18 protein-coding genes and 1 tRNA gene are annotated in these 20,008 nt (G+C 66.4%); 12 read left to right on the plus strand and 7 right to left on the minus strand.

Annotated elements, in window-relative coordinates:
* Window positions 1-78: 78 nt before the first annotated feature.
* The 4 genes from msrB to C8J25_RS01495 all read right to left on the minus strand — a co-directional run bounded on the left by msrB (window position 79) and on the right by C8J25_RS01495 (window position 4,168).
* Window positions 79-567, minus strand: a complete 489-nt coding sequence (gene msrB / locus C8J25_RS01480) for a peptide-methionine (R)-S-oxide reductase MsrB (RefSeq protein WP_244186650.1) — start codon at window positions 565-567, stop codon at window positions 79-81.
* Between the two features lie 62 nt (window positions 568-629).
* Window positions 630-1,868: a cytochrome P450 gene (locus C8J25_RS01485; protein WP_107951963.1), complete on the minus strand. Its 1,239-nt coding sequence runs from the start codon at window positions 1,866-1,868 to the stop codon at window positions 630-632.
* A gap of 141 nt (window positions 1,869-2,009) precedes the next feature.
* Entirely contained in the window at window positions 2,010-3,245 is a 1,236-nt protein-coding gene (locus tag C8J25_RS01490) for an ABC transporter permease (protein WP_107951964.1), read from the minus strand.
* Window positions 3,242-4,168 carry an ABC transporter ATP-binding protein gene (locus tag C8J25_RS01495; RefSeq protein WP_107951965.1) on the minus strand — a complete coding sequence of 309 codons (927 nt, stop codon included), beginning with the start codon at window positions 4,166-4,168 and terminating at the stop codon, window positions 3,242-3,244. The genes C8J25_RS01490 and C8J25_RS01495 overlap by 4 nt, the downstream gene beginning before the upstream one ends.
* Before the next feature lie 44 nt (window positions 4,169-4,212).
* On the opposite strand from C8J25_RS01495, the gene queG reads away from it, so the two are divergent.
* The 8 genes from queG (at window position 4,213) to C8J25_RS01540 (ending at window position 13,467) form a co-directional block, all read left to right on the plus strand.
* Window positions 4,213-5,391, plus strand: a complete 1,179-nt coding sequence (gene queG / locus C8J25_RS01500; RefSeq protein WP_107951966.1) for a tRNA epoxyqueuosine(34) reductase QueG — start codon at window positions 4,213-4,215, stop codon at window positions 5,389-5,391.
* 181 nt (window positions 5,392-5,572) lie between these two features.
* Window positions 5,573-6,250: a hypothetical protein gene (locus C8J25_RS01505; RefSeq protein WP_107951967.1), complete on the plus strand. Its 678-nt coding sequence runs from the start codon at window positions 5,573-5,575 to the stop codon at window positions 6,248-6,250.
* Window positions 6,251-6,369: 119 nt separating this feature from the next.
* Window positions 6,370-7,623 (plus strand): DNA-packaging protein, encoded by a 1,254-nt coding sequence (locus C8J25_RS01510; protein WP_107952562.1) that lies wholly within the window; start codon window positions 6,370-6,372, stop codon window positions 7,621-7,623.
* 169 nt (window positions 7,624-7,792) lie between these two features.
* A complete protein-coding gene (locus tag C8J25_RS20875; RefSeq protein ID WP_208622482.1) occupies window positions 7,793-8,107 on the plus strand; it encodes a hypothetical protein in 315 nt (104 codons plus the stop codon).
* A 1-nt stretch (window position 8,108) separates the two neighbouring features.
* Complete coding sequence (locus tag C8J25_RS01520; protein ID WP_107951968.1) at window positions 8,109-10,277, plus strand: phage tail protein; 2,169 nt, start codon at window positions 8,109-8,111, stop codon at window positions 10,275-10,277.
* 22 nt (window positions 10,278-10,299) lie between these two features.
* Window positions 10,300-10,803 carry a DUF2793 domain-containing protein gene (locus C8J25_RS01525; RefSeq protein WP_107951969.1) on the plus strand — a complete coding sequence of 168 codons (504 nt, stop codon included), beginning with the start codon at window positions 10,300-10,302 and terminating at the stop codon, window positions 10,801-10,803.
* Window positions 10,804-10,922: 119 nt separating this feature from the next.
* Window positions 10,923-12,044 (plus strand): OmpA family protein, encoded by a 1,122-nt coding sequence (locus C8J25_RS01530; protein WP_107951970.1) that lies wholly within the window; start codon window positions 10,923-10,925, stop codon window positions 12,042-12,044.
* 610 nt (window positions 12,045-12,654) lie between these two features.
* Window positions 12,655-13,467 (plus strand): shikimate 5-dehydrogenase, encoded by an 813-nt coding sequence (locus tag C8J25_RS01540; protein ID WP_107952564.1) that lies wholly within the window; start codon window positions 12,655-12,657, stop codon window positions 13,465-13,467.
* Window positions 13,468-13,472: 5 nt separating this feature from the next.
* On the opposite strand, the gene ygfZ is transcribed toward C8J25_RS01540, so the two are convergent.
* The gene (gene ygfZ / locus C8J25_RS01545; protein WP_244186652.1) at window positions 13,473-14,210 is read right to left on the minus strand and encodes a CAF17-like 4Fe-4S cluster assembly/insertion protein YgfZ; all 738 of its coding nucleotides are present in this window, start codon (window positions 14,208-14,210) and stop codon (window positions 13,473-13,475) included.
* A 133-nt stretch (window positions 14,211-14,343) separates the two neighbouring features.
* Here ygfZ and pyrC point away from each other — a divergent pair, with 133 nt between their 5' ends.
* Complete coding sequence (pyrC, locus tag C8J25_RS01550; protein ID WP_107951973.1) at window positions 14,344-15,393, plus strand: dihydroorotase; 1,050 nt, start codon at window positions 14,344-14,346, stop codon at window positions 15,391-15,393.
* Window positions 15,394-15,522: 129 nt separating this feature from the next.
* On the opposite strand, the gene C8J25_RS01555 is transcribed toward pyrC, so the two are convergent.
* A complete protein-coding gene (locus C8J25_RS01555; protein WP_107951974.1) occupies window positions 15,523-15,870 on the minus strand; it encodes a hypothetical protein in 348 nt (115 codons plus the stop codon).
* 182 nt (window positions 15,871-16,052) lie between these two features.
* Complete coding sequence (locus C8J25_RS01560) at window positions 16,053-16,835, minus strand: DUF1134 domain-containing protein (protein WP_107952566.1); 783 nt, start codon at window positions 16,833-16,835, stop codon at window positions 16,053-16,055.
* 285 nt (window positions 16,836-17,120) lie between these two features.
* On the opposite strand from C8J25_RS01560, the gene C8J25_RS01565 reads away from it, so the two are divergent.
* The 3 genes from C8J25_RS01565 (at window position 17,121) to C8J25_RS20880 (ending at window position 20,001) form a co-directional block, all read left to right on the plus strand.
* Window positions 17,121-17,213, plus strand: a tRNA-Ser gene (locus tag C8J25_RS01565).
* Window positions 17,214-17,917: 704 nt separating this feature from the next.
* A complete protein-coding gene (locus tag C8J25_RS01570) occupies window positions 17,918-19,093 on the plus strand; it encodes a M48 family metalloprotease (RefSeq protein ID WP_146173256.1) in 1,176 nt (391 codons plus the stop codon).
* Entirely contained in the window at window positions 19,090-20,001 is a 912-nt protein-coding gene (locus C8J25_RS20880; RefSeq protein ID WP_208622483.1) for a hypothetical protein, read from the plus strand. Before C8J25_RS01570 ends, C8J25_RS20880 begins: the two co-directional genes overlap by 4 nt.
* Window positions 20,002-20,008 lie beyond the last annotated feature (7 nt).

Here is a 20,008-nt window from a genome sequence, read left to right on the forward strand (position 1 = left end):
TCTGGACCCCCGCCTTTGCGGGGGAACACGCTACCTGCTCAGTTCCAATACGCCCCGCGCACGTTCAAATGAACGGCCTCACGCAGCCTTGAACGTCAGCGCATCGCCGTTCATGCAGTACCGCTTCCCCGTCGGCTTCGGCCCGTCATCGAACACGTGGCCGAGATGACCGCCGCAGCGCCGACAATGCACCTCGGTTCGCCCCATCCCCATCGTCGAATCCACCCGCGTCCGCACCGCATTCGGCAAGGGCTGCCAGAAGCTCGGCCACCCCGTCCCGCTCTCGAACTTGGTCTTCGACGAGAAATTCGGCAACGCACACCCGCCGCACGAGAAGATTCCCGCGCGATGCTCGCCATTCAGCGGGCTGGAATAGGGCCGCTCGGTCCCCTCCTTCCGCAGCGTATCATACGCATCCGGCGACAGCTTCTTCCGCCACTGCGCGTCGGTCAGGTTGAGCTCGAACCGCTCGGCCGCCTGAGCGGGTTGCGACGAACACCCCCAGAGCGCGAAGCCGGCCACGCCTGTTCCGGCCAGCGTGAGAAAAGCGCGACGGTCCTGGGTCATGTTCGTCTCCATGGTTCGGATATAGGTACGGCCGAACCACCCGATAAGGTTACACTACCCCCTCAGTATTTGCTGATCTCGACCGGTAGCGTCCGATAGCCGTGGACGAAGCACGCAGCGACCCGCGTCGGTTCGGCGAGCACGTTGATCCGCATCCGGCGGGCGGCCATCTCCTCCAGGAGGATCGCGATCTGCATCTCCGCCAGCCGCGCGCCGACGCAGCGGTGGATGCCGTGCCCGAACGCCAGGTGCCGCCGCGCGTTCGGGCGGTCGACCACGATCGCGTCCGCATCGTCGCCGAACACGCTCTCGTCGCGGTTTGCCGAGATGTACCAGAGCGCGAGCTTGTCGCCGGCCTTGATCTGCTGCCCCATCAACTCCGCGTCCGCCGTCGCGGTGCGGCGCATGTGCGCGAGCGGGGTCTGCCAGCGCAAAATCTCGCTGACCGCGTTGGGGATCAGCGTCGGGTCCGCCTCCAGCTTCGCGCGCGATTCCGGGAACTTGTCGAGGCCATAGGCAAGCGCCGACATCGAATTGCGCGTCGTGTCGTTGCCGCCGACGATCAGCAGGATGAGGTTCCCGATGAACTCGTTGTGATCCATGTGGCTCATCGCGTCCGAATGGATCATCATCGAGATCAGGTCGGGCGTCGGATCCTTGTCGATCTTCGCATCCCACAGGCCTTTGAAATACGACCCGCATTCGAACATGTATGCGAGCCGCTGGCCACGCAGCTCCTCGTTCTTCACGATCTCGATATCGCCCGCCCAATCCGACCATAAAGTCAGTTTCCGCCGGTCGGCCCAAGGGAAGTCGAACAGAATCGCCAGCATCTGCGTGGTGAGTTCGATCGCGACGGTATCGACCCAGTCGAACGGCGTGTTCCACGGCAAGCTATCCAGCATGTCCGCCGTCCGCCTGCGGATATCGCCCGACATCCGCGTCATTTCGCTGGGGGTGAAGGCCGGCGCGACGGTGCGGCGCTGGCCGGTATGCACGGGGCGATCGCGCGCGATGAACATCGGCATGCGCACGTCGCGCTCGGCGATGAAATCGGCGATCGTGATCCCGCCGGCCTCGGACGAGTAGAGATCGGGGAGCGACTCGACCTCGACGATGCCCTTGTAGGTTGAGACCGACCAATAGGGGCCGTAGTCGGAGTGCTCGACGTAATGGACGGGGGATTCGGCGCGGAGCCGAGCGAACGGCGCTTGCCAGAGGTCGTCGCGGTAGAGTTCGGCGCGGCTCACGTCGAGTGGATCGACCGTCTGTTGCGCCACGTCTCTTACCAGAGTCGCCATCGTTTCTCTCCCCTGTTTTGCCGCAGGAGAGGCTTTGCTGACACTTATGTCAATAGTTTCCGTTCTCCTGCGAACGCAGGAGTCCAGGACCGCGAGGGATGGCGTTCGTTACCCTGGGCTCCTGCGTTCGCAGGAGAACGGTTAAGCGACTACCTTGGCCTTACGCCGCCAGAACGGCCTAGCACTCCCCGATTGCAGCACTCCACGGCGGAAGAGGCGGGCCCCAACCGTTATAAAAATCGTCACCCAAAGCGCCTGCCACGCGAGCGCGGCGACGTGTGGCCAGAGTTCGGGCGAATTCGCCGCACGCCCCGCCATCGCGAACGGCGACGACAGCGGGAACAGTTCGGCGGCGGTGGCGATCCAGCTGCCGGGGTGCGAGACCGCCGCAGAGGACAGACCGAACATCGCGACCTGCAGGATCGTGATCGGCAGCGACAGCATCTGGATTTCGCGCATCGTCGTCGCCTGTGCGCCGACGCCCAGGAACACCGAGCCGAGCAGGAGATACGCCATGCTGAAATATGCGGCGAACAGCAGCGCGAACATCGGTCCGCCGACCGCGGGCGTCAGGTCGCCCAGCGCGACTGCCGCGGCGGCGGGCATCAGCGAGGTGATCTGCGTGACGACGGTGCCCCAGAACGCGACGAACAGCACCGCGACGCCGAACATCCCGATCAGCTTGCCGAAGAACACCGACTCCAGCGGCACCGCAGCGGCGAGCACTTCGATCACCTTGTTGTTGCGCTCCTCCGCCATCGTGCCGACGACCTGGCCCGACAGGAACAGCGTGAGGAAGAAGATCCCGAACACCGCGAAGAACGCCGACTGGTGCTGGCCACCGACAGAGGTGGTCGAGCGCGTGACCTGCGTCTTGGTCGCGGCGATCGTCGGCAGCGTGCCGCCGAGCTTCTGCGCGGCGAGCGTCGTCTGTGCGAGCAGCCCGAGATAATCCGCCGAGCGACGCCCGCGCGGTCCGTACAGGATCTGCGGCGCATCGAGCGGGCCGTACAGCACCGCCGACGCATCGACATTTTTCGTCTCGAACGCCGCACGCGCCTGTGCCGCCGGGTCGGCCTTGGGCGCGACGATCGACAGTTCGGGCGGGGCTTCCTCGTCGCGGAACATGCCGCGCAGACGCTCGTCGGCCTCGTCGATCGGTCGCGCGGTGGAGGCAGGGACGATCGCGATGATCCGCGTCTTGTCCTGGGCGCCGCCGCTGACGCTCGCCGCGCCCATCCCGCCGATTGCGCCGAACGATCCCATGATGACCGGTGCGAACAGGAACAGCAGGAATATCGGCGTGAACACCGTGGCGATGAAGTCGCGGCGCGCGATCGTGAAGGTCTGGCGGAGCGTCCGGCGGAAACGGCTCATGCCGCCTTCTCCACAGGCGCATCGCCGTGCTGGCCGACGATCCGGACGAACGCCTCGTGTAGCCCGGGCCGCTCGATCGACAGCCCCGAAATCCCGTACCCCGCGTCGATCAGTCTCACGAGCAAGCTCTCGATTCCTTCGTTCGGCAGCTCGAACCGCCAGCTGTCCCCGTCCGCTACCGCATCCGATGGCAGCACGCCGCGGATTGCCGGATCGGGGCGGTGCGGCGTGTAGTGGACGCGTTGCGGCAATATCCCGCGAGCATCAGCGACCGTGCCTTCGAACCGTCGCTTGCCGCCGGCGATGATCGCGAGCCGGTCGCACAGGCGCTCGGCATGGCTCATGATATGCGTCGAGAACAGGATCGTCGCGCCGCGATCGCGCTCGTTGAGGATCAGCTTCTCGAGCCGCTCCTGGTTGACCGGATCGAGTCCCGAAAACGGCTCGTCGAGCACGAGCAGGTCGGGCTGGTGCACGACCGAGCCGAGCAACTGCACCAATTGCGCCATGCCCTTCGACAGCTTCCGGATCTTCTCGTCGACCGCATGGCCAAGCCCAGCGGCTTCCATCAGCACCACCGCACGTTCGCGCCCGGTCTTCCAGTCGAGCCCGCGCAATGCCCCCAGGAACGCGATCGCCTCGCGCGCCTTCATCGCCGGATATAGTCCGCGCTCCTCGGGGAGATAGCCGACCCGGTCGCTCGCATCGCGCGGATTGTCGTAGCCGAGCAGCGTGCGCGATCCCTCGTCGGGTTCGATGATCCCGAGCAGCATGCGCAGCGTCGTCGTCTTGCCCGCGCCGTTGGGCCCGAGCACGCCGTACACCGAGCCGCGCGGCACCATCATGTCCACCCCGTCGACCACGCGCCGATCGCCGAACCGCTTCACGATCCCGTTCGCGGTGACCGCCCATTCATCGTTCACGCGCAATCTTCCTACCGAGGGTGGCGTCGTGGTAGCGGGCGGACGTGGCGCAAGACAAGCTGGAACACAGGCTCAAGGCCAAAGCGGCGGAACTGGGTTTCGTCGCGTGCGGGATCGCGCATGCGGGGGCGGCGCCGCGTGCCGGCGAACGGCTGCACCAGTGGCTCGCGGACGGCCGCCACGGCGACATGATCTGGATGGAGGAGCGCAAGCACCACCGCGAGAGTCCCGCCGGCCTCTGGCCTGAGGTGCGCAGCGTGATCGCGCTCGGCATGAGCTATGCGCCGAAGGACGATCCGCTCCGGCTGGCGGACGAGGGCGGGGTAGGGCGCATATCGGTCTATGCGCAGGGCCCCGATTATCACGACGTCGTGAAGCGGCAGTTGAAGGCGCTGGGGCGGTGGCTGGCGGCGGAGGCAGGGCGCGATTTGCCGCCGTTCGATTTGAAGGTGTTCGTCGACACCGCGCCGGTGATGGAAAAGCCGCTTGCCGAAGCGGCCGGGCTTGGGTGGCAGGGCAAGCACACCAATCTTGTCAGTCGCGAGCATGGCAGCTGGCTGTTCCTCGGTGCGATCTACACAACGCTCGACCTTGAGCCGGACAAGGGCGGCGTCGACACCTGCGGCAGTTGCGACGCGTGCCAGACCGCGTGCCCGACCGCGGCGTTCCCACGGCCTTACCAACTTGATGCCCGTCGCTGCATTTCGTACCTCACGATCGAGCATGCCGGGCCGATCCCGCACGAGTTCCGTGCCGCGATCGGCAACCGCATCTACGGCTGCGACGACTGCCTGGCGGTGTGCCCCTGGAACAAGTTCGCTGCCGCGGCCAACGCGAACCTGGCGTTTCATCCTCGCGCGGAACTGATCGCGCCGGAACTTGCCGACATCCTGGCGCTGGACGATGCGAGCTTCCGCACGGTGTTCGCGGGCTCACCGATCAAGCGCATCGGCCGCGCCAAGATGATCCGCAATGCCTTGATGGCGGCGGGGAACAGTCGCGATCCTGGCCTCGTCGAGGCCGTCGTCGGGCTGTTGAGCGACGACTCGCCGGTCGTTCGGGGCGCGGCGATATGGGCATTGCGGCGGCTGGATAGCGCGCGCTGGGGCATCGAGCGCGGGCGTCGGTTGGCGGACGAGGGCGATCAGAGCGTGCTGGGTGAGTGGGGGGCGGCTGCGGTGGATCGTGTCGTGCCCCTGGTCGATCTACCCGCGAGTAAGTAACCAAACGGGTTAATTATCTTGACATCGTCACGCTCGTCTGGCACATAACAGGAACATCGAAAACTAGCGAGTCGGGCCGGACGGTCTGGCTTTCGGGAAGCCGGGACGATCGGGGCGGGAGCCTTTGTCGTCGCCGGCTTTCTGCGTTTGGCGGTGCGGTGCAGGCAAGCGGGGGCGCGGCATGGGGATCAAGAGCAAGGCGGCCGGGAACGCGAAGGTCGGCAGGATGGTCATCACGGGTGGGAAGAACCGGGTTCTTGTGGCCCGGAAACCCCGGGCGAAGGAATGGACACTCGAGCGGCAAGCCACGTTTCTTGAGGAATTGGCGATGACCGGCAACGTGACCACGTCTGTCGTCGTGGTGGGGATGTCGCTCGGCGGAGCCTATCACCGCCGCTCGCACGATCCTGCGTTTGCCGCAGCATGGCAGGCAGCGTTGTCGCGCGGGTATGACCGGTTGGAGGAACTGTTGTTGGCGACGTCGCTCGCCTCTCTGGATCGCGATGATGGGCGTCTTGGCGGGCAGGGCGACGACGACCCGAGCGATGGGGGTGTGGAGGCGCCCGGCAACGAGACGGCGGCGGTCGGCGACGCTGATGCCGTCGAAGACGGGGGTGCCGTCGAAGAAGTGGGCGGCGAAAAGATCTGGGGCGGGGCTGCGGTGCCCGGTGCGGGGTTGATCAAGCTGTCGAGCGTGACGGCGATCCAGTTCGCGCTGGCGATGCTGAACCAGCATCGCGCGCGAGAGGCGCGGGGGCGCCAGTCCAGCCAGACCTGTCGGGCAACGTCGGTGGAGACCGATGCCGCATTGCTGAAGCTGCTGGACTCGCTGGCGCGGCGCCAGGCGCTCGCCTCTTGACGCGCTCGCGAAGCGGCGAAGGCGATCCGGGGGCGGTCGACCCGGCGCCGGTGGCCCCGGTCGAACGCGACCTGGTGGCGGAGCTGGCCGACCTGCCGGTGGTGCACCGTGCCGGGATCATGCGGAAGCTGTCGGTCGGTCAACGCAACGAGCTGCGCGATCGGTGGCGGCACTGGGCGCATGACGGGCAATATCCGCCCGAGGGTGACTGGCGGATCTGGCTGATCCGGGCGGGGCGCGGCTTTGGCAAGACGCGGGCGGGCGCGGAGTGGGTCAGCCAGATCGCGCGCGACGATCCGACCGCGCGGATCGCGCTGGTCGGCGCGACGATCGACGATGTGCGGCGCGTGATGGTGCAGGGCGAGAGCGGCTTGATCGCGGTGGCGCACGACAACGAGGCGCTGACGTGGCGCAGTGCGGTCGGCGAAGTGCATTTCGGCAATGGCGCGAAGGCCTATGCGTATTCGGCGGAGGCGCCGGAAGCGTTGCGTGGGCCCGAGCATGGCTGGGCGTGGTGCGACGAACTGGCGAAGTGGCGCTACGGCGATGCGACCTGGGACAATCTGATGATGGGCTTGCGGTTGGGTACGGTGCCGCGCGTGCTGGTGACGACGACGCCGAGACCGGTCGCGTTGATGCGGCGCGTGATGGCGTTGCCGGGACTGGTCGAAACGCGCGGGCGGACGCGCGACAATCCGCATCTGCCGGTGAGCTTCGTCGAGGCGGTGACCGCGACGTATGCGGGGACTCGGTTGGGGCGGCAGGAGCTGGATGGCGAGCTGATCGAGGATATTGCCGGCGCTTTGTGGACGCGGGCGCTGGTGGAGTCCCGGCGGGTGGCTTTTGCGCCGGAGCTGACGCGGGTCGTGGTGGGGGTGGATCCGCCGGCCGGGAGTATTTCCGGGGGGCCGGGGGATGCCTGCGGGATCGTGGTGGTTGCGCTCGGAGTCGATGGGTTTGGGTATGTCTTGGAGGACGCCAGTGTTTCGGGGGCTTCTCCCGAGGGGTGGGCTCGGGCTGTGGCCGAATGTGCCGAGCGGCATGGCGCGGACCGGGTGATCGCGGAGGCTAACCAGGGGGGGACTATGGTGGGGAGCGTTCTTTCCGGCGCTGACCGGGCGATGCCGGTGAAGTTGGTGCATGCTTCGCTGGGGAAGGTGGCGCGGGCTGAGCCGGTGGCGGCTTTGTACGAGTGCGGGCGGGCTTGGCATGTGGGGGCGTTTCCGGACCTGGAGGACGAGCTTTGCGGGCTGATCGCGGGCGGGGGGTATGAGGGGCCGGGGCGGTCGCCGGATCGCGCGGATGCGCTGGTTTGGGCGATGACCGAGGTGATGCTGGGGCCGCGGGCGCGGGTTTCTGTGCGGGTGCTTTAGGTTTTGCCCTCTCCCTTTCGGGGAGAGGGAAGGAGGAGCGCTTGCGACGGGAGGGTGAGGGGTGGTTGGGACTGCTGGTTTTAGTCTCACTCCCCTCACCCTCCCACGCGCGAGGGCGCGCGGGCCCCTCCCTCTCCCCGGAGGGGCGAGGGAAATTCAGGAGATCGGCATGAAATTGTTCGGGTGGAAATCCGGGCGCGATGAGTCGCGGCCGGTGTTGTCTCGGTCTTCGGCGGGCGCGATCGGGGGCTCTGCGTTTGGCGAGTGGCCGCGGAGTTACGAGGCGCAGGTGCGCGAGGCGTATCTGGATAATCCGATTGCGCAGCGGGCGGTCAAGCTGGTGGTGGAGGGGCCGGGGCAGGTTCATCTGGGGATCAGGACCGCGGCGGGGTTCGTGCATGCGGATGCGAGCTTGCGGCGCGTGGTGGAGCGGCCGGGGATGCCGCCTTGGCCCTTGATCGGTGTGTGGCGGATGGGGGTGTGACATGGCGACCTTGGTATTGACCGCGGTGGGGAGCGCGGTGGGCGGGCCGATCGGGGGCGCGATCGGCGCGTTGATCGGGCAGTCCGTGGATCACGCGCTGTTCGGGCCGAAACGGCGGGAGGGGCCGCGGCTGGTCGAGCTGGCGGTGCAGACTTCGTCTTACGGGGCGCAGATCCCGAAGCTGTTCGGGACGATGCGCGTGGCGGGGACGGTGATCTGGGCGACCGATCTGATCGAGAGTCGTGCTTCGTCTCGCGCGGGCAAAGGGCAGCCGAGTACGTCCACCTACTCCTATGCGGCGTCTTTTGCGGTGCTGTTGTCGGCTCGGGCTGTTCTGGGCGTTGGGCGGATCTGGGCTGAGGGGAAGTTGCTGCGGGGGGCCGCGGGGGACTTCAAGACGGCGACTGGGTTCCGGCCGCATCTGGGGGGTGAGGATCAGGCGGTGGATCCGTTGATCGCGTCCGCGGAGGGGGCGGCGACGCCGGCGTATCGGGGGGCGGCTTATGCTGTTTTCGAGATGCTGCAGTTGGCGGATTTCGGGAATCGGATTCCTTCGCTGACGTTCGAGGTGATTGCGGACGAGGGTCCGGTGCTGGTGTCGACGATCGCGAAGGCGCTGGCGGGGGAGGTTTCGGGGACGGCTCTGCTGGCGGTGGGCGGGTTTGCGGCGTCCGGCGGGAGCGTTCGGGCTGTTTTGGAGATGTTGGGTCAGGCTGGGGGGGCCTGGTTTGCGCCTGTCGGTGGCGGGTTGGTGATGCGCGATGTCGCGGGGGCGACTGTCGTTGTGGCCGACGACGGGTTTGCGGCTGAGGGGAGGGGCGTGCGGCGGGCTCGAGCTGTCGCGGCGATGGAGACGGTGCCGCGGACGATGACCGTCGGGTATTACGATGCGGCGCGGGATTACCAGGCGGGCGTGCAACGGGCGAGGCGGCCGGGGGCTGGTGTGCGTGACGATCGCGTTGAGGTACCGGCGGTGCTTGATGCGGGCGCGGCGAAGACTGTGGCGGAGGCGATACTCGCGCGGGCTGAGGCTGAGGCTGGGCGGGTGCGGCGGACGATTGCGGCCGGGTTCGAGGCGATGGCGATTGCGCCGGGGGCTTGCGTGACGGTTTCCGGCGAGGGCGGCGTTTGGCGGGTGTCCGATGTCAGCATCGAGGGGATGGTGACGACGCTGGGGCTGGTGCCGCTGGTGGCGCATTCGCTGCCGGCGACTGCGACGAGCGGGCGCGTTTCGGGGGCGGTGGACGCGGTCGTCGGGGCGACGATCGTGCGCGCGTTCGAGGTTCCCGGGTTGGAGGAGGTTCCGTTGCGTGCGCCGCGGATGACGGTGGTTGCGGCGGGTGCTGGGGCGGCGTGGCGGCAGGCGGCTTTGCTTTACAGTATTGATGATGGGGTGAGTTGGGTGGCGGCCGGGGCGACGGCTGCGCCTGGGGTGCTCGGGACGATTGCGGTTGTGGCATCCAGTGCACCGGCGACGCTGGTCGATCTGCGTGGGGCGTTCGAGGTCGTTCTTGTGCATGCGGACATGGAGCTGGGCGATGCCGATGAGGCGGCGCTTGATCGGGGCGTGAATTTGGCTCTGCTGGGGAACGAGCTGGTGCAGTTCGGGCGGGCGGAACCGCTGGGTGGGGCGCGATGGCGGTTGAGCGGGTTGCTGCGGGGGCGGCGGGGAACCGAGGCTGCGACTGGCGCGCAAATGACTGGGGATCGGTTCGTGTTGCTCGAGGTGGGGGCGGCTCGGGCGTTCGACTTGCCGGTGTCGGTGCTGGGGCGTGAGGTTCGCGTGATCGCGTCCGGAGTCGGCGATGATGCGCCGGTCGAGACGCGGTGCGTGATGCACGGGGCTTCGGTGGTGCCGCCTTCGCCTGTACATCTGCGGTTCTCCGAGGAAGCCGATGGCAGTGCGACGGTGCGCTGGACGCGGCGGAGCAGGGCGGGGTGGCGCTGGATCGACGGGGTCGATGCGCCGCTGGCCGAAGAGGTCGAGGCGTACCGGGTGACCGTGACGGCGGGCGGAACCTTGCGCGATGTCGATGTGGCGGAACCGTTTGTTTCGGTCGCGGCGGCGGAACGTGTCGGTTCCGTAAGCATGGCAGTCCGGCAGCGTGGTGTGTTCGGAGAGTCGCTCGCGGCGGAACTGATCGTACCGCGCCTGATCGTACCGACGTGATTCACCAACGGGGGAACGAATTATGAGCGACGACCGCACAGCACGTCTGGCATTGCCGTTGTTGCAGCCTGGCCAGGCGCAGAAGGAAACGACGCATAACGAAGCGCTGACATTGCTGGATCTCGCGGTGCAGGCGAGCGTGACGGCGGTGGGAACCAATGTGCCGCCGGTCGCGCCGACCGCGGGGAGCGCGTGGATCGTCGGGACCGCACCGACCGGCGGCTGGGCCGGGCAGGCGCGGTCTGTCGCCGGTTGGACGGCAAGTGGGTGGCGGTTTCTGACGCCGCGCGAGGGCATGACCGTGTGGAGCATTGCCGATGGACAGTCGGTGCGGTTCGCTGCGGGCGCGTGGACGCTGGGGGTGCTGGCCGGAGCCAAGGTCTCGATCGGCGGAGTCGATGTGGTGGGGCCGCGTCGCACGGCGGTCCCCGACCCGGCGGGTGGCACCGTCGTCGACCTGCAGTCGAGAGCGACGATTGGTGCCATATTGGTAGCATTGCGGGGGCACGGATTGATTTCCGTCTAGAACACCCTGAAAACTGTGTCGTTCCAGCAACACTTCTAACTTTTGTCAGCTTGCGTGGAAACAAGCCCGAGGATAGGGAGTTTGCGATGTCCGTGTGACACTCATGAAAGGGGATTTATATGCGGAAGCTTGCCGTCGTTCTGGCACTCGCCTCCACCGCACTTGCCACTCCCGCCCTCGCCCGCGACAAGTCGTGGTACGTTGGCGTCGAAGGCGGTGCGATGATCGTTGAAGATATCGATTATGATATCGGCAACCTGAATAAGGCCGGTTCGGTCGATCATGACTATGGTTATGACGTCGATGCGGTCATGGGTTACGACTTTGGTGGTTTCCGTCTGGAAACCGAAGTCGGCTACCGCAAGGCAACCGTTGATGGCTACACGTCGTCGACGACCACGCCTGTGTTCGGTCGCACCGGCGTTCGCGGCAACGCTGGCGCAAACAGCTACGACTACGCTGGTGGTTCGTCGTCGGCGCTCAGCTTCATGCTGAACGGCCTTCTGGACTTCGGTCCGGACGATGGCATCCAGGGCTTCGTCGGCGGCGGTGTTGGTGTTGCTCGCGTCAAGGCGCAGTACGCTCTCAACAACAACGGCGACTTCCTGAACGACTCGGACACCGTGTTCGCGTATCAGGGCCTGGCCGGTATCCGCGCGCCGCTGACCGACCACATCGACGCGACGCTGAAGTATCGTTTCTTCAACGCCGAGAACGTCAAGCTGGTCGACGTTTCGAACCGCGTGTTCGACGGTCGCTATCGTTCGCACAGCATCCTTGGTGGTGTGACGTACAACTTCGGCGAGCCTGCTGCTCCGCCGCCGCCGCCGCCGCCGCCGCCGCCTGAGCCAGTCGCTCCTCCTCCGCCGCCTGCGCCGGTCGAAGTCGTTTGCTCGCCTGGTCCGTTCATCGTGTTCTTCGAATGGGACAAGTCGGACATCACGCCTGAGGCAGCGTCGATCCTCGACAACGCCGTCACGCAGTACCAGTCGTGCGGCAACGCACAGGTCATGCTGGCAGGTCACGCCGATAAGTCGGGTTCGGCATCGTACAACGTCGGTCTGTCGCAGCGCCGCGCAGATGGCGTGAAGGCATATCTGTCTTCGCATGCCATCCCGGACAGCGTCATCTCGACGGAAGCATTCGGCGAGAGCCGTCCGCGCGTCGAGACCGCCGATGGCGTTCGCGAAGTGCAGAACCGTCGCGTGGAAGTCACCTACGGTCCGGGTTCGGGCCAGTAAGACTTTCGCCAACCGGCTCTCGGGTCGGTTACGGAATAAAGTTTGGGGAGGTCGGTGCAAACCGGCTTCCCTTTTCTTTTGTGCTTTCGGCAGGGGCCGGTCGCGCGGGTTCTTGGATTGGGCGAATGTTGATCTTGTTCGCGCGGAGGCGCGGAGGCGCGGAGAGTAAGTGCCGGAGCAGGCGGTCGCGCCTCCAGCCCATCCTGCTTTTGGCGAAGCCGATGATTGTAGGCCGCTTGCGCGGGTGCGCTTTCTCGGTGCGGTCCATCTCCACGCCTCCACGCCTCCACGCCTCCACGCGAACAAATCTTCTGTTCGATACGGCAGTGCCTGAGCGGAACGTCGATATGTTCACGCGAAGGCGCAAAGGCGCGAAGAGGGTTTTGCGGGGGGGGGGGGGGTTACCTTGCTTCCTGAGTTTTTTCAGTGCTTTCGTGCCTGAGCCGGCAGGGCGCAGCGTCTCGCCCGGAGTCCGACAGCTTCGCGCCTTTGCGCCTTCGCGTGACCATATCTTCTGGCTGGATACCGTGTGGGAGCGTCGTCGCGACGCCCGCGCCTTCACCCTGGCGTATCGACGCTATATTGGGGCTGAGTGAACGAGGAGAAGCAGATGAAACCGCTGATCGGACGGGACACGCGGCTGTGCATGTCGTTGTCGGCGCGGCCGGGGAATTTCGGGTCGCGGTTCCAAAACCGGCTCTACGAGCTGACCGGGCTGGATTTCGTCTACAAGGCGTTCTCGACCACCGACCTCGATGCCGCAGTCGGCGGGATCAGGGCGCTCGCCATTCGCGGGTGCGCGATCTCGATGCCGTTCAAGGAGGCGGTGATCCCGCTGCTCGACGGGTTGGCGCAGTCGACCAGCGCGATCGACAGCGTGAATACGATCGTCAACGACGGCGGCGTGCTGACCGGGCACAACACCGATTATGGCGCGGTCGTCGATCTGGTCGCGGATCTCGATCGAGCGATGCCATTCGTGGTGCGGGGATCCGGCGGGATGGCCAAGGCAGTCGTGGCTGCGCTCGGCGACAGCGGGTTTCGCGCTGGCACCATCGTCGCGCGGAACGAAGCGGCCGGACGCGCGATCGCGGATCGCTACGGGTTCGCCTGGGCAGCCGAACCGGAGAGCGAGGCGGCGTTGCTCGTCAATGCCACGCCGCGCGGGATGACCGGGCCGGACGCCGATGTGCTCGCTTTTCCGCAGGCGATGATTGCGGCCTGCACCGTGGCTTTCGACGTGGTGCAATATCCGGCCGCGACGCCGTTCCTGCGTGCCGCGGCCGAGGCGGGGAAGCGCTGCATCACCGGGGCTGAGGTGGCCACGCTCCAGGCGTTGCAGCAGTTCGTGTTGTATACGGGCGTGACGCCTTCGTCCGAGCAGGCGGCCGATGCGGCCGACTGGGCGCGCGCGCATCCATAAGCGACTCAGTCGGTAGGTGTTTCCGCTAGCGCGGTGGCGAGCCACGGGGGAATGACCGCGTCGCCCAGTGACCCGATGCGGCGGTGTTCGACCATCAGGCCGAGTTCGGGATAGGTGACGCGGGTTCGCGTGCTGGGTTCGGTGAACGGCGCGACGATCAGGCGGCGGTTGACCTTCGAGCGGTGGTGCATCCGGGCGGTGTTCTCCTGACCGACGTAACACCCCTTGGTGAAACTGACGCCGTTCAGTTCGCGCGCGTTGCATTCGAGCCATAGCGTCTCGCCGGCGCCGAGTTCGCCGACGCCTTCGGTCACGCCGAGCGACAGTCGGTGCGCGTGCCAGTCGGCTGCCGGCTCGGCAGGTGACCCAAGCCACCGGCGGCCCAGGTCCGCAAGGCGAGGGTCGGGGACGCCGCGATCGCCTTCCGGTGCCCAATGGACCGCAAGCGCGTCGGGCACGAGCGTGATCGCGCGGCGCAGGCGGTAGAGCGAAAGGCGCTTCGTCAACGCGTCGGCTTGCGCGGCCTCGACGTCGATCAGCACGTCGGTGCCGTCCGCCCACAGGATGAAATCGAACAGCACCTTGCCTTGCGGCGACAGCAACGCCGCCCAGGCGGGTGCGTCCGGCGTGAGCAGCGCCGTGTCGGCGGTGACCAGCCCCAGCAGGAAGCCGCGTACGTCTTCGCCGGCGACGCGGATCACGCTGCGGTCGGCGAGCATCGTTCCGGGGGGATCAGTGTTCATCCGTACCACCTAGTGCGTGCGCGGCGATTTCCAACCAAGGTATGGTTTCACCCCTAGCGCGCATCCGTCGACGCGATGAAAACCCGGGCTGGTCCGTCTGGCGTCGGGGCACGTGCGCCGATAGGAAGGCGGCATGACCGACCGCCTCACGATCCGCCGCCCCGATGACTGGCACGTCCACCTGCGCGATGGCGCGATGCTGGAGGCGGTCGCGGCGCATACCGCGCGGCAGTTCGCGCGTGCGATCATCATGCCGAACCTGACCCCGCCGGTGACCTCGATCGAGGCCGCCGAGGCGTATCGGGGGCGGATCATGGCGGCGTTGGGCGGTGGCAAAGATGGGGACGTCGATTTCACGCCGCTGATGACGTGCTACCTCACCGACGGCACCGATCCGGGCGAGCTCGAGCGTGGCTATGCCGAGGGCGTGTTCGCCGCGTGCAAGCTGTACCCCGCGCATGCGACGACCAACTCCGCGCACGGCGTCACCGATATTCGCGCGCTGACAGCTGTGCTGGAGACGTTGCAGCGGATCGGCATGCCGCTGCTGATCCACGGCGAGGTGACCGACAAGTCGATCGACATCTTCGACCGGGAGGCGGTGTTCGTCGAGCGCGTGCTGACGCCGTTGGTGCGCGATTATCCGGGGCTGAAGATCGTGCTGGAGCATATCACGACTGCGGAGGCGGCTGCGTTCGTGGCAGAGGTTGATCATCCAATCGCGGCGACCATCACGCCGCAGCATCTGTTGATCAATCGCAACGCGCTGTTCGACGGGGGGCTGCGGCCGCATGCATACTGCCTGCCGGTGCTGAAGCGCGAGACGCATCGGTTGGCCGTGCGGCGGGCGGCGGTGTCGGGGTCGCCGCGGTTCTTCCTGGGGACGGACAGCGCGCCGCATGTCGTCGGGGCAAAGGAATCCGGGTGCGGGTGTGCGGGGATCTTCAACGCACCGTTCGCGCTGGAGGCGTATCTGCGCGTGTTCGACGAGGAGGGCGCGCTCGACAAGTTCGAGGGGTTCGCGTCCGAGCATGGCGCGCGGTTCTATGGATTGCCGCTGAACGAGGGGACGGTGACGTTGGTGCGCGGCGACGTCGAGGTGCCGGCGTCGATTGGTGCAGGGGATACGGCGGTGGTGCCGTTTCTCGCGGGGACCACTGTCGGGTGGCGCTTCGAGGGGTAAAATTACCTTCGATCGCAGTATGTCCCCAACGCTCCGTCATCCTGGGCTCGACCCAGGATCCAGAGCCCTGCATGTCGACGTTTGTGGCTCTGGATCCTGACTTTCGTCAGGATGACGGGCGGCTGAGATTTACAGCTGCAGGCCCGCCTTCAGCCGGTCGAGCCACAGCCGCGCTTCCTTCTGCTCGCCGACTGCGCTGGCGCTCACCGGGCCTCGCGCGGCGAAGAAGTCGCGGTGGAGCGCGAACGGCTCGAGCATCAGGCGGTCGCGCATGGAGTCAATGTCGCCGCCCATCTCCGTGAGCGCGTCGATCGTCGGCGCGATCGCGGCGCGGACGCGGCGATCCGGGGTGCGGTCGAACAGGCCTAGCGAACCCGCGGCGGTTTTCTCGAGCGCTGCGATCAGCGTTTCGCGGTAGTCGGTTTCGAGGTCTTCGCGCTGGGCGTCTAGACGGGCGAGGCGGTCGGGTTTTGCCATTTGCCGGGGGTAGCGTGCCTGGTGGGGGCGTCAACTTTTGGGCGTGGCTTTGGCGTCGCGTCACAAGCGAAGTCGTTGTTTGGGCGCGCGCCGTGGGCAAAGCCCACGTCGTCGGACGGGGCCTTGCCCCGCCGGCCGGGCTTGTCGGAGTCAGCCGGGCGTGGCCGGCTGCCCGACTGCGCCTAAAACGGCAGCCACCTGCTTTTGTGCGTGATGTTCATATACCCAACGTTCACGCCCGCGCGCCAGCCGACGCCGAGGCGGATCGGGATCAAGACGACGTTGCCGCGCCTCAAGTACGTCGCGGCGAAACCACCGACCAGGTAGAGCCGGCCTTCCACAGCAGGGAAGCGCTTGTAGAGTTCCTCGGTGTCGTAGAGGTTGTAGACCAGAACGAAGACCTTGTTCGCATCGCCGCCGACGTCGAAGCCGACAGATGGACCGGTCCAGTAGACCGGCTGCTGGCCCTCGACCTTGTGGCTCATGATCCCCGAGCCGTAGCGGACGCCGAGGATGAACGCGCCCGACGCCTCCCGCCCGGCGATGTACGCGTTGGGCCGGCCCTGGTCCTTGAGGATCTTTTCGAGGAGGCCGCCCAGCCCGGCGGCGCCCTTGCCGAACACGCCTTCGCCTGCCGCGAGCAGATCGTCGCGCTCATAGGTGTCGGCGGCCTGCATCGTCGCCTCGGCCCGCGTTTCCGGGGGGCGGGTAGTGGTCGTCGTTACGGGCGGGACGTCCTGCAGCGGAGTCTCCGGATAGACGGGATCCGGTGCGGCTTGGCGCGAAGGCTGCGTGGTCGCCTGCGGTCGCGCGGGGGGCTGATAGGCGCGCGGCGCGAGATCGCCGTCGATCGCTTGGTTGGGATCGATCGTGCGGACTTGCGCGGACGCACTCGCCGCGCCACCCACGGCACTCCCGCAAACGGCCGTCGCAATGGCACCAAGGCCAAGCCAGAAGCTACGCATGTCGATCCCCAAACCCATCGCAAACACAGAAGGCGCCCCGAAGCAGGGCCGTCAACCGCTGCGCCACGGGTTAACCCCTAAGCAACGAGTTAACCAGCGCAGGGGTTGCCGTGCAATGAACGATGGGCGCGTGCCTGTCGAATTCGGGCTAATTCGAGTGAATGGCCGGGTAGGCCGGGAGGAAAAGGTGGCTCAATGCAGAGAATGACGAATAACGCGCTGGACGCCATTACAGGCGTTGCCCCTTCCGCCCACCCTCGCTATAGCCCCGCATCTGCTGCAGCCGGAGACGTGGGTGAGTGGCTGAAACCAGCGGTTTGCTAAACCGCCGTACCGGGTTTACTGGTACCGAGGGTTCGAATCCCTCCGTCTCCGCCATTTTTGCCAACGCATCGACCCGCTAGCTGGCGATCTCGCCGAGTCTCAGATGCCGCGGTGACGGCTATTGGTAACGCCCACCTATTGCAGGGCTGTGATCGTTTTGCGGCGTACGCCTACTCTGGTCCCCTCCGTTTTCTGACGTTGCTTCGAGAGCCTAAGCTTGAAGCGGGGGTTACGAGCACTGGACAGAGTTAAGGTGCGGGGCCGCATACTGGGGTGGTCAATGCCGTCCTTGAGGTTACCGTGCTCGTAGACAGTGTGGCGGTACCAAACCGGCATCCGAAATTATTATAGGGCGCCATTTATCGCGGGGTAACCGGAACTGCCGTTGGATGTCCGTAACTGCATCGACTGATTGCCTAGGACTAATGACGGATGTCTTTCGGGCATGCTTATAAAGTTTGTGATCAGACGGCGGCTATTGGCTGACTCGCTCTTTTGAACGTTTTCGCGCCATTCGTTGGCGATGCTGCCTCGTCGAGGGATCGGCACTGCCGGACGTTTCCAGGCGCAGATTTCTTCGAACCATGCATCGTTGTGAGGGAACGACGCTGCGGCAAATCAGCGCGTTAAATCTAACCGAAAATTAAAACCGGTAGCTCCCGCAGATCCCTTACCCACCGGAAACGTCCGGTCCGGGAAAGACGTGGCTGGACGAACGTTGGCAGGAACCTAGGGTGTCGGCAGCCGGGGGACTGAATTTGACCGTTGTACCAACACTCGAGCCGCTTGCGTATCATCGGGCGGTCGTCGGATACCTGACCACGTCGGAGCCTGAGATCTGGGCGTGGGCGATGGCGCAGGATACGCGTGGGGAGCAGGTCGAAGAGGTGCGGGCGACGCTGTTGCGGCAGAATTACCGGCTCGACGCCGCGGTGCATCCCGAGATCTACGAGGATTGTCGCGCCGTGCTGGCGGCGCTGGCGGTCGAGGCGCCGGTGACGATCTATCAGGCGCCCGACAGCACGATGAACGCGGCGCTCTGGTATGTGCCCGGCGAAATCCACCTCGTGCTGTACGGCCCCGTGCTCGAAAAACTGTCGCGCGCGGAGCGTGTCGCGTTGTTCGGTCACGAACTGGCGCACTACAAGCTCTGGTCGATCGACGGCGGTATCTATCACGTCGCCACCACGGTTCTCGATCATGTGCTGGCCTATCCGAACGCGGCCCCCAGCCATGCGGAGACCGCGCGGATCTACCGGCTCACCACCGAGCTCTATGCCGATCGCGGCGGCGCGGTTGCCGCAAACGCCACCGCGCCCGCGATCGCGACGTTGGTCAAGACGATGACCGGCTTGCTGAGCGTCGACGCCGAGGCGTATCTGCGACAGGCGGCCGAACTCGAGGCGACCAAGCCGGTGGCGGAGGGCGTCACGCATCCGGAGATATTCCTGCGCGCGCAGGCGCTCGACAAATGGTGGCGGGCGGACGTCGACCTGGAGGAATGGCTGACCGAACGCATCCGCGGGCCGCTGTCGATCGCGACGCTGGACCTGCTGCGACAGCAGGACATGACCGCGATGACGCGCGCCGTCCTCGCCAAGCTTGCTAAAGACCCGGCGGCGGGGGGCGAGGCGGTAGCGGCGCAACTGCGGCGCTATTTCCCAGACTGGGGACCCGACGAGACACTGATCGACGCCGCCGCGCTGGCTCCGGCGAGGATCGATGCGGCAACGCGCGAGTATCTGATCGCGCTCAGCTTCGATCTGGCGATGGCCGATCCCGACGACCGCGATGCGATGCTCGTGGCCGGTGCCTGGCTCGCCCAGGACTATGACGGGCTCGCTGCGTTTCGCGAGGCGCTCAAGCGCGATCTCAAGATGAACCGCCAAGCGATCACCCGCCTCCTGGCGCCGCTCGACAAGGTTTCCGCATGACCCAGCCCGTCTCGATGCAGCCTATTGTTACGCTGCGCCAGCGTCTGGCCGCCGATGGTGGTAGCGTGCCGTCCGAGGATCTGTTGCGCGCGGTGCTGCCGTTGATGCGCGAGGTCGGCGCGCTGCACGCGCGCGGACTGGTCGCGGAGCTTGGCGACGAGGCGGTGGTCGATCGCGATGGCGAACTCGCGCTCGCCCGCCCCGATGGGCGTCCGCCGCAACTGAACGAAGCGGGCATCCGTGCTGCGCAGCCGCGCGTCTCGTCGGCGTTGCGGGTGGTCGGCGAATACCGCGTCACAACTGACATCGAGACGGGATCGCAAGTCGACGATCTGCGCGCCGGCAGCCCGGATGGGGAAAGGCCGGATGCCGACCCGCGGGAAGCGGCGAATCCCGTATACCGGATCGGCTATCGGAGTTGGGAGGAGCAGGTCGGCCATCACGACGAGCAGACCGATATTTTCTCGATCGGGCTGATCCTCGCCAGCCTCGCGTGCGGGCTCGATTTCAACGACGAAACCGACGTCAGGCGCTTCTCCGCCGACCAGGGCAATCTGTTCAGGCTCAACGGCGCGTTGCATCCGGTGATCGCGTCGCTGATCGGCGAGATGACCGCGCTCAACCGGCACGAACGCGCCAGCGACCTGATGGCGGCGGCAAGCCGGCTGGAAGACTATCGCGATCAGCCGGTCGGGCTGGATGTGAACCGCGTTCTGGCGGGGGCGACCGGCGTGCCGAGCCGCCGCGCGGCTGTTCTCTCGCATCTGCGTGATCGGCTGTTCGATCTCTCGCGCCGCAACCGGCTGATCCATTTCCGCCCGACCCAAGCGACGGTGAACCTGACCGTCGCCAGCGTACCGATGGTGATACGCCTCGAATCGATCCGTGCCGAGCAGCTCTGCACCTGAGATGGCA

This window comes from Sphingomonas faeni, from assembly GCF_003053745.1.
Classification (GTDB): domain Bacteria; phylum Pseudomonadota; class Alphaproteobacteria; order Sphingomonadales; family Sphingomonadaceae; genus Sphingomonas; species Sphingomonas faeni.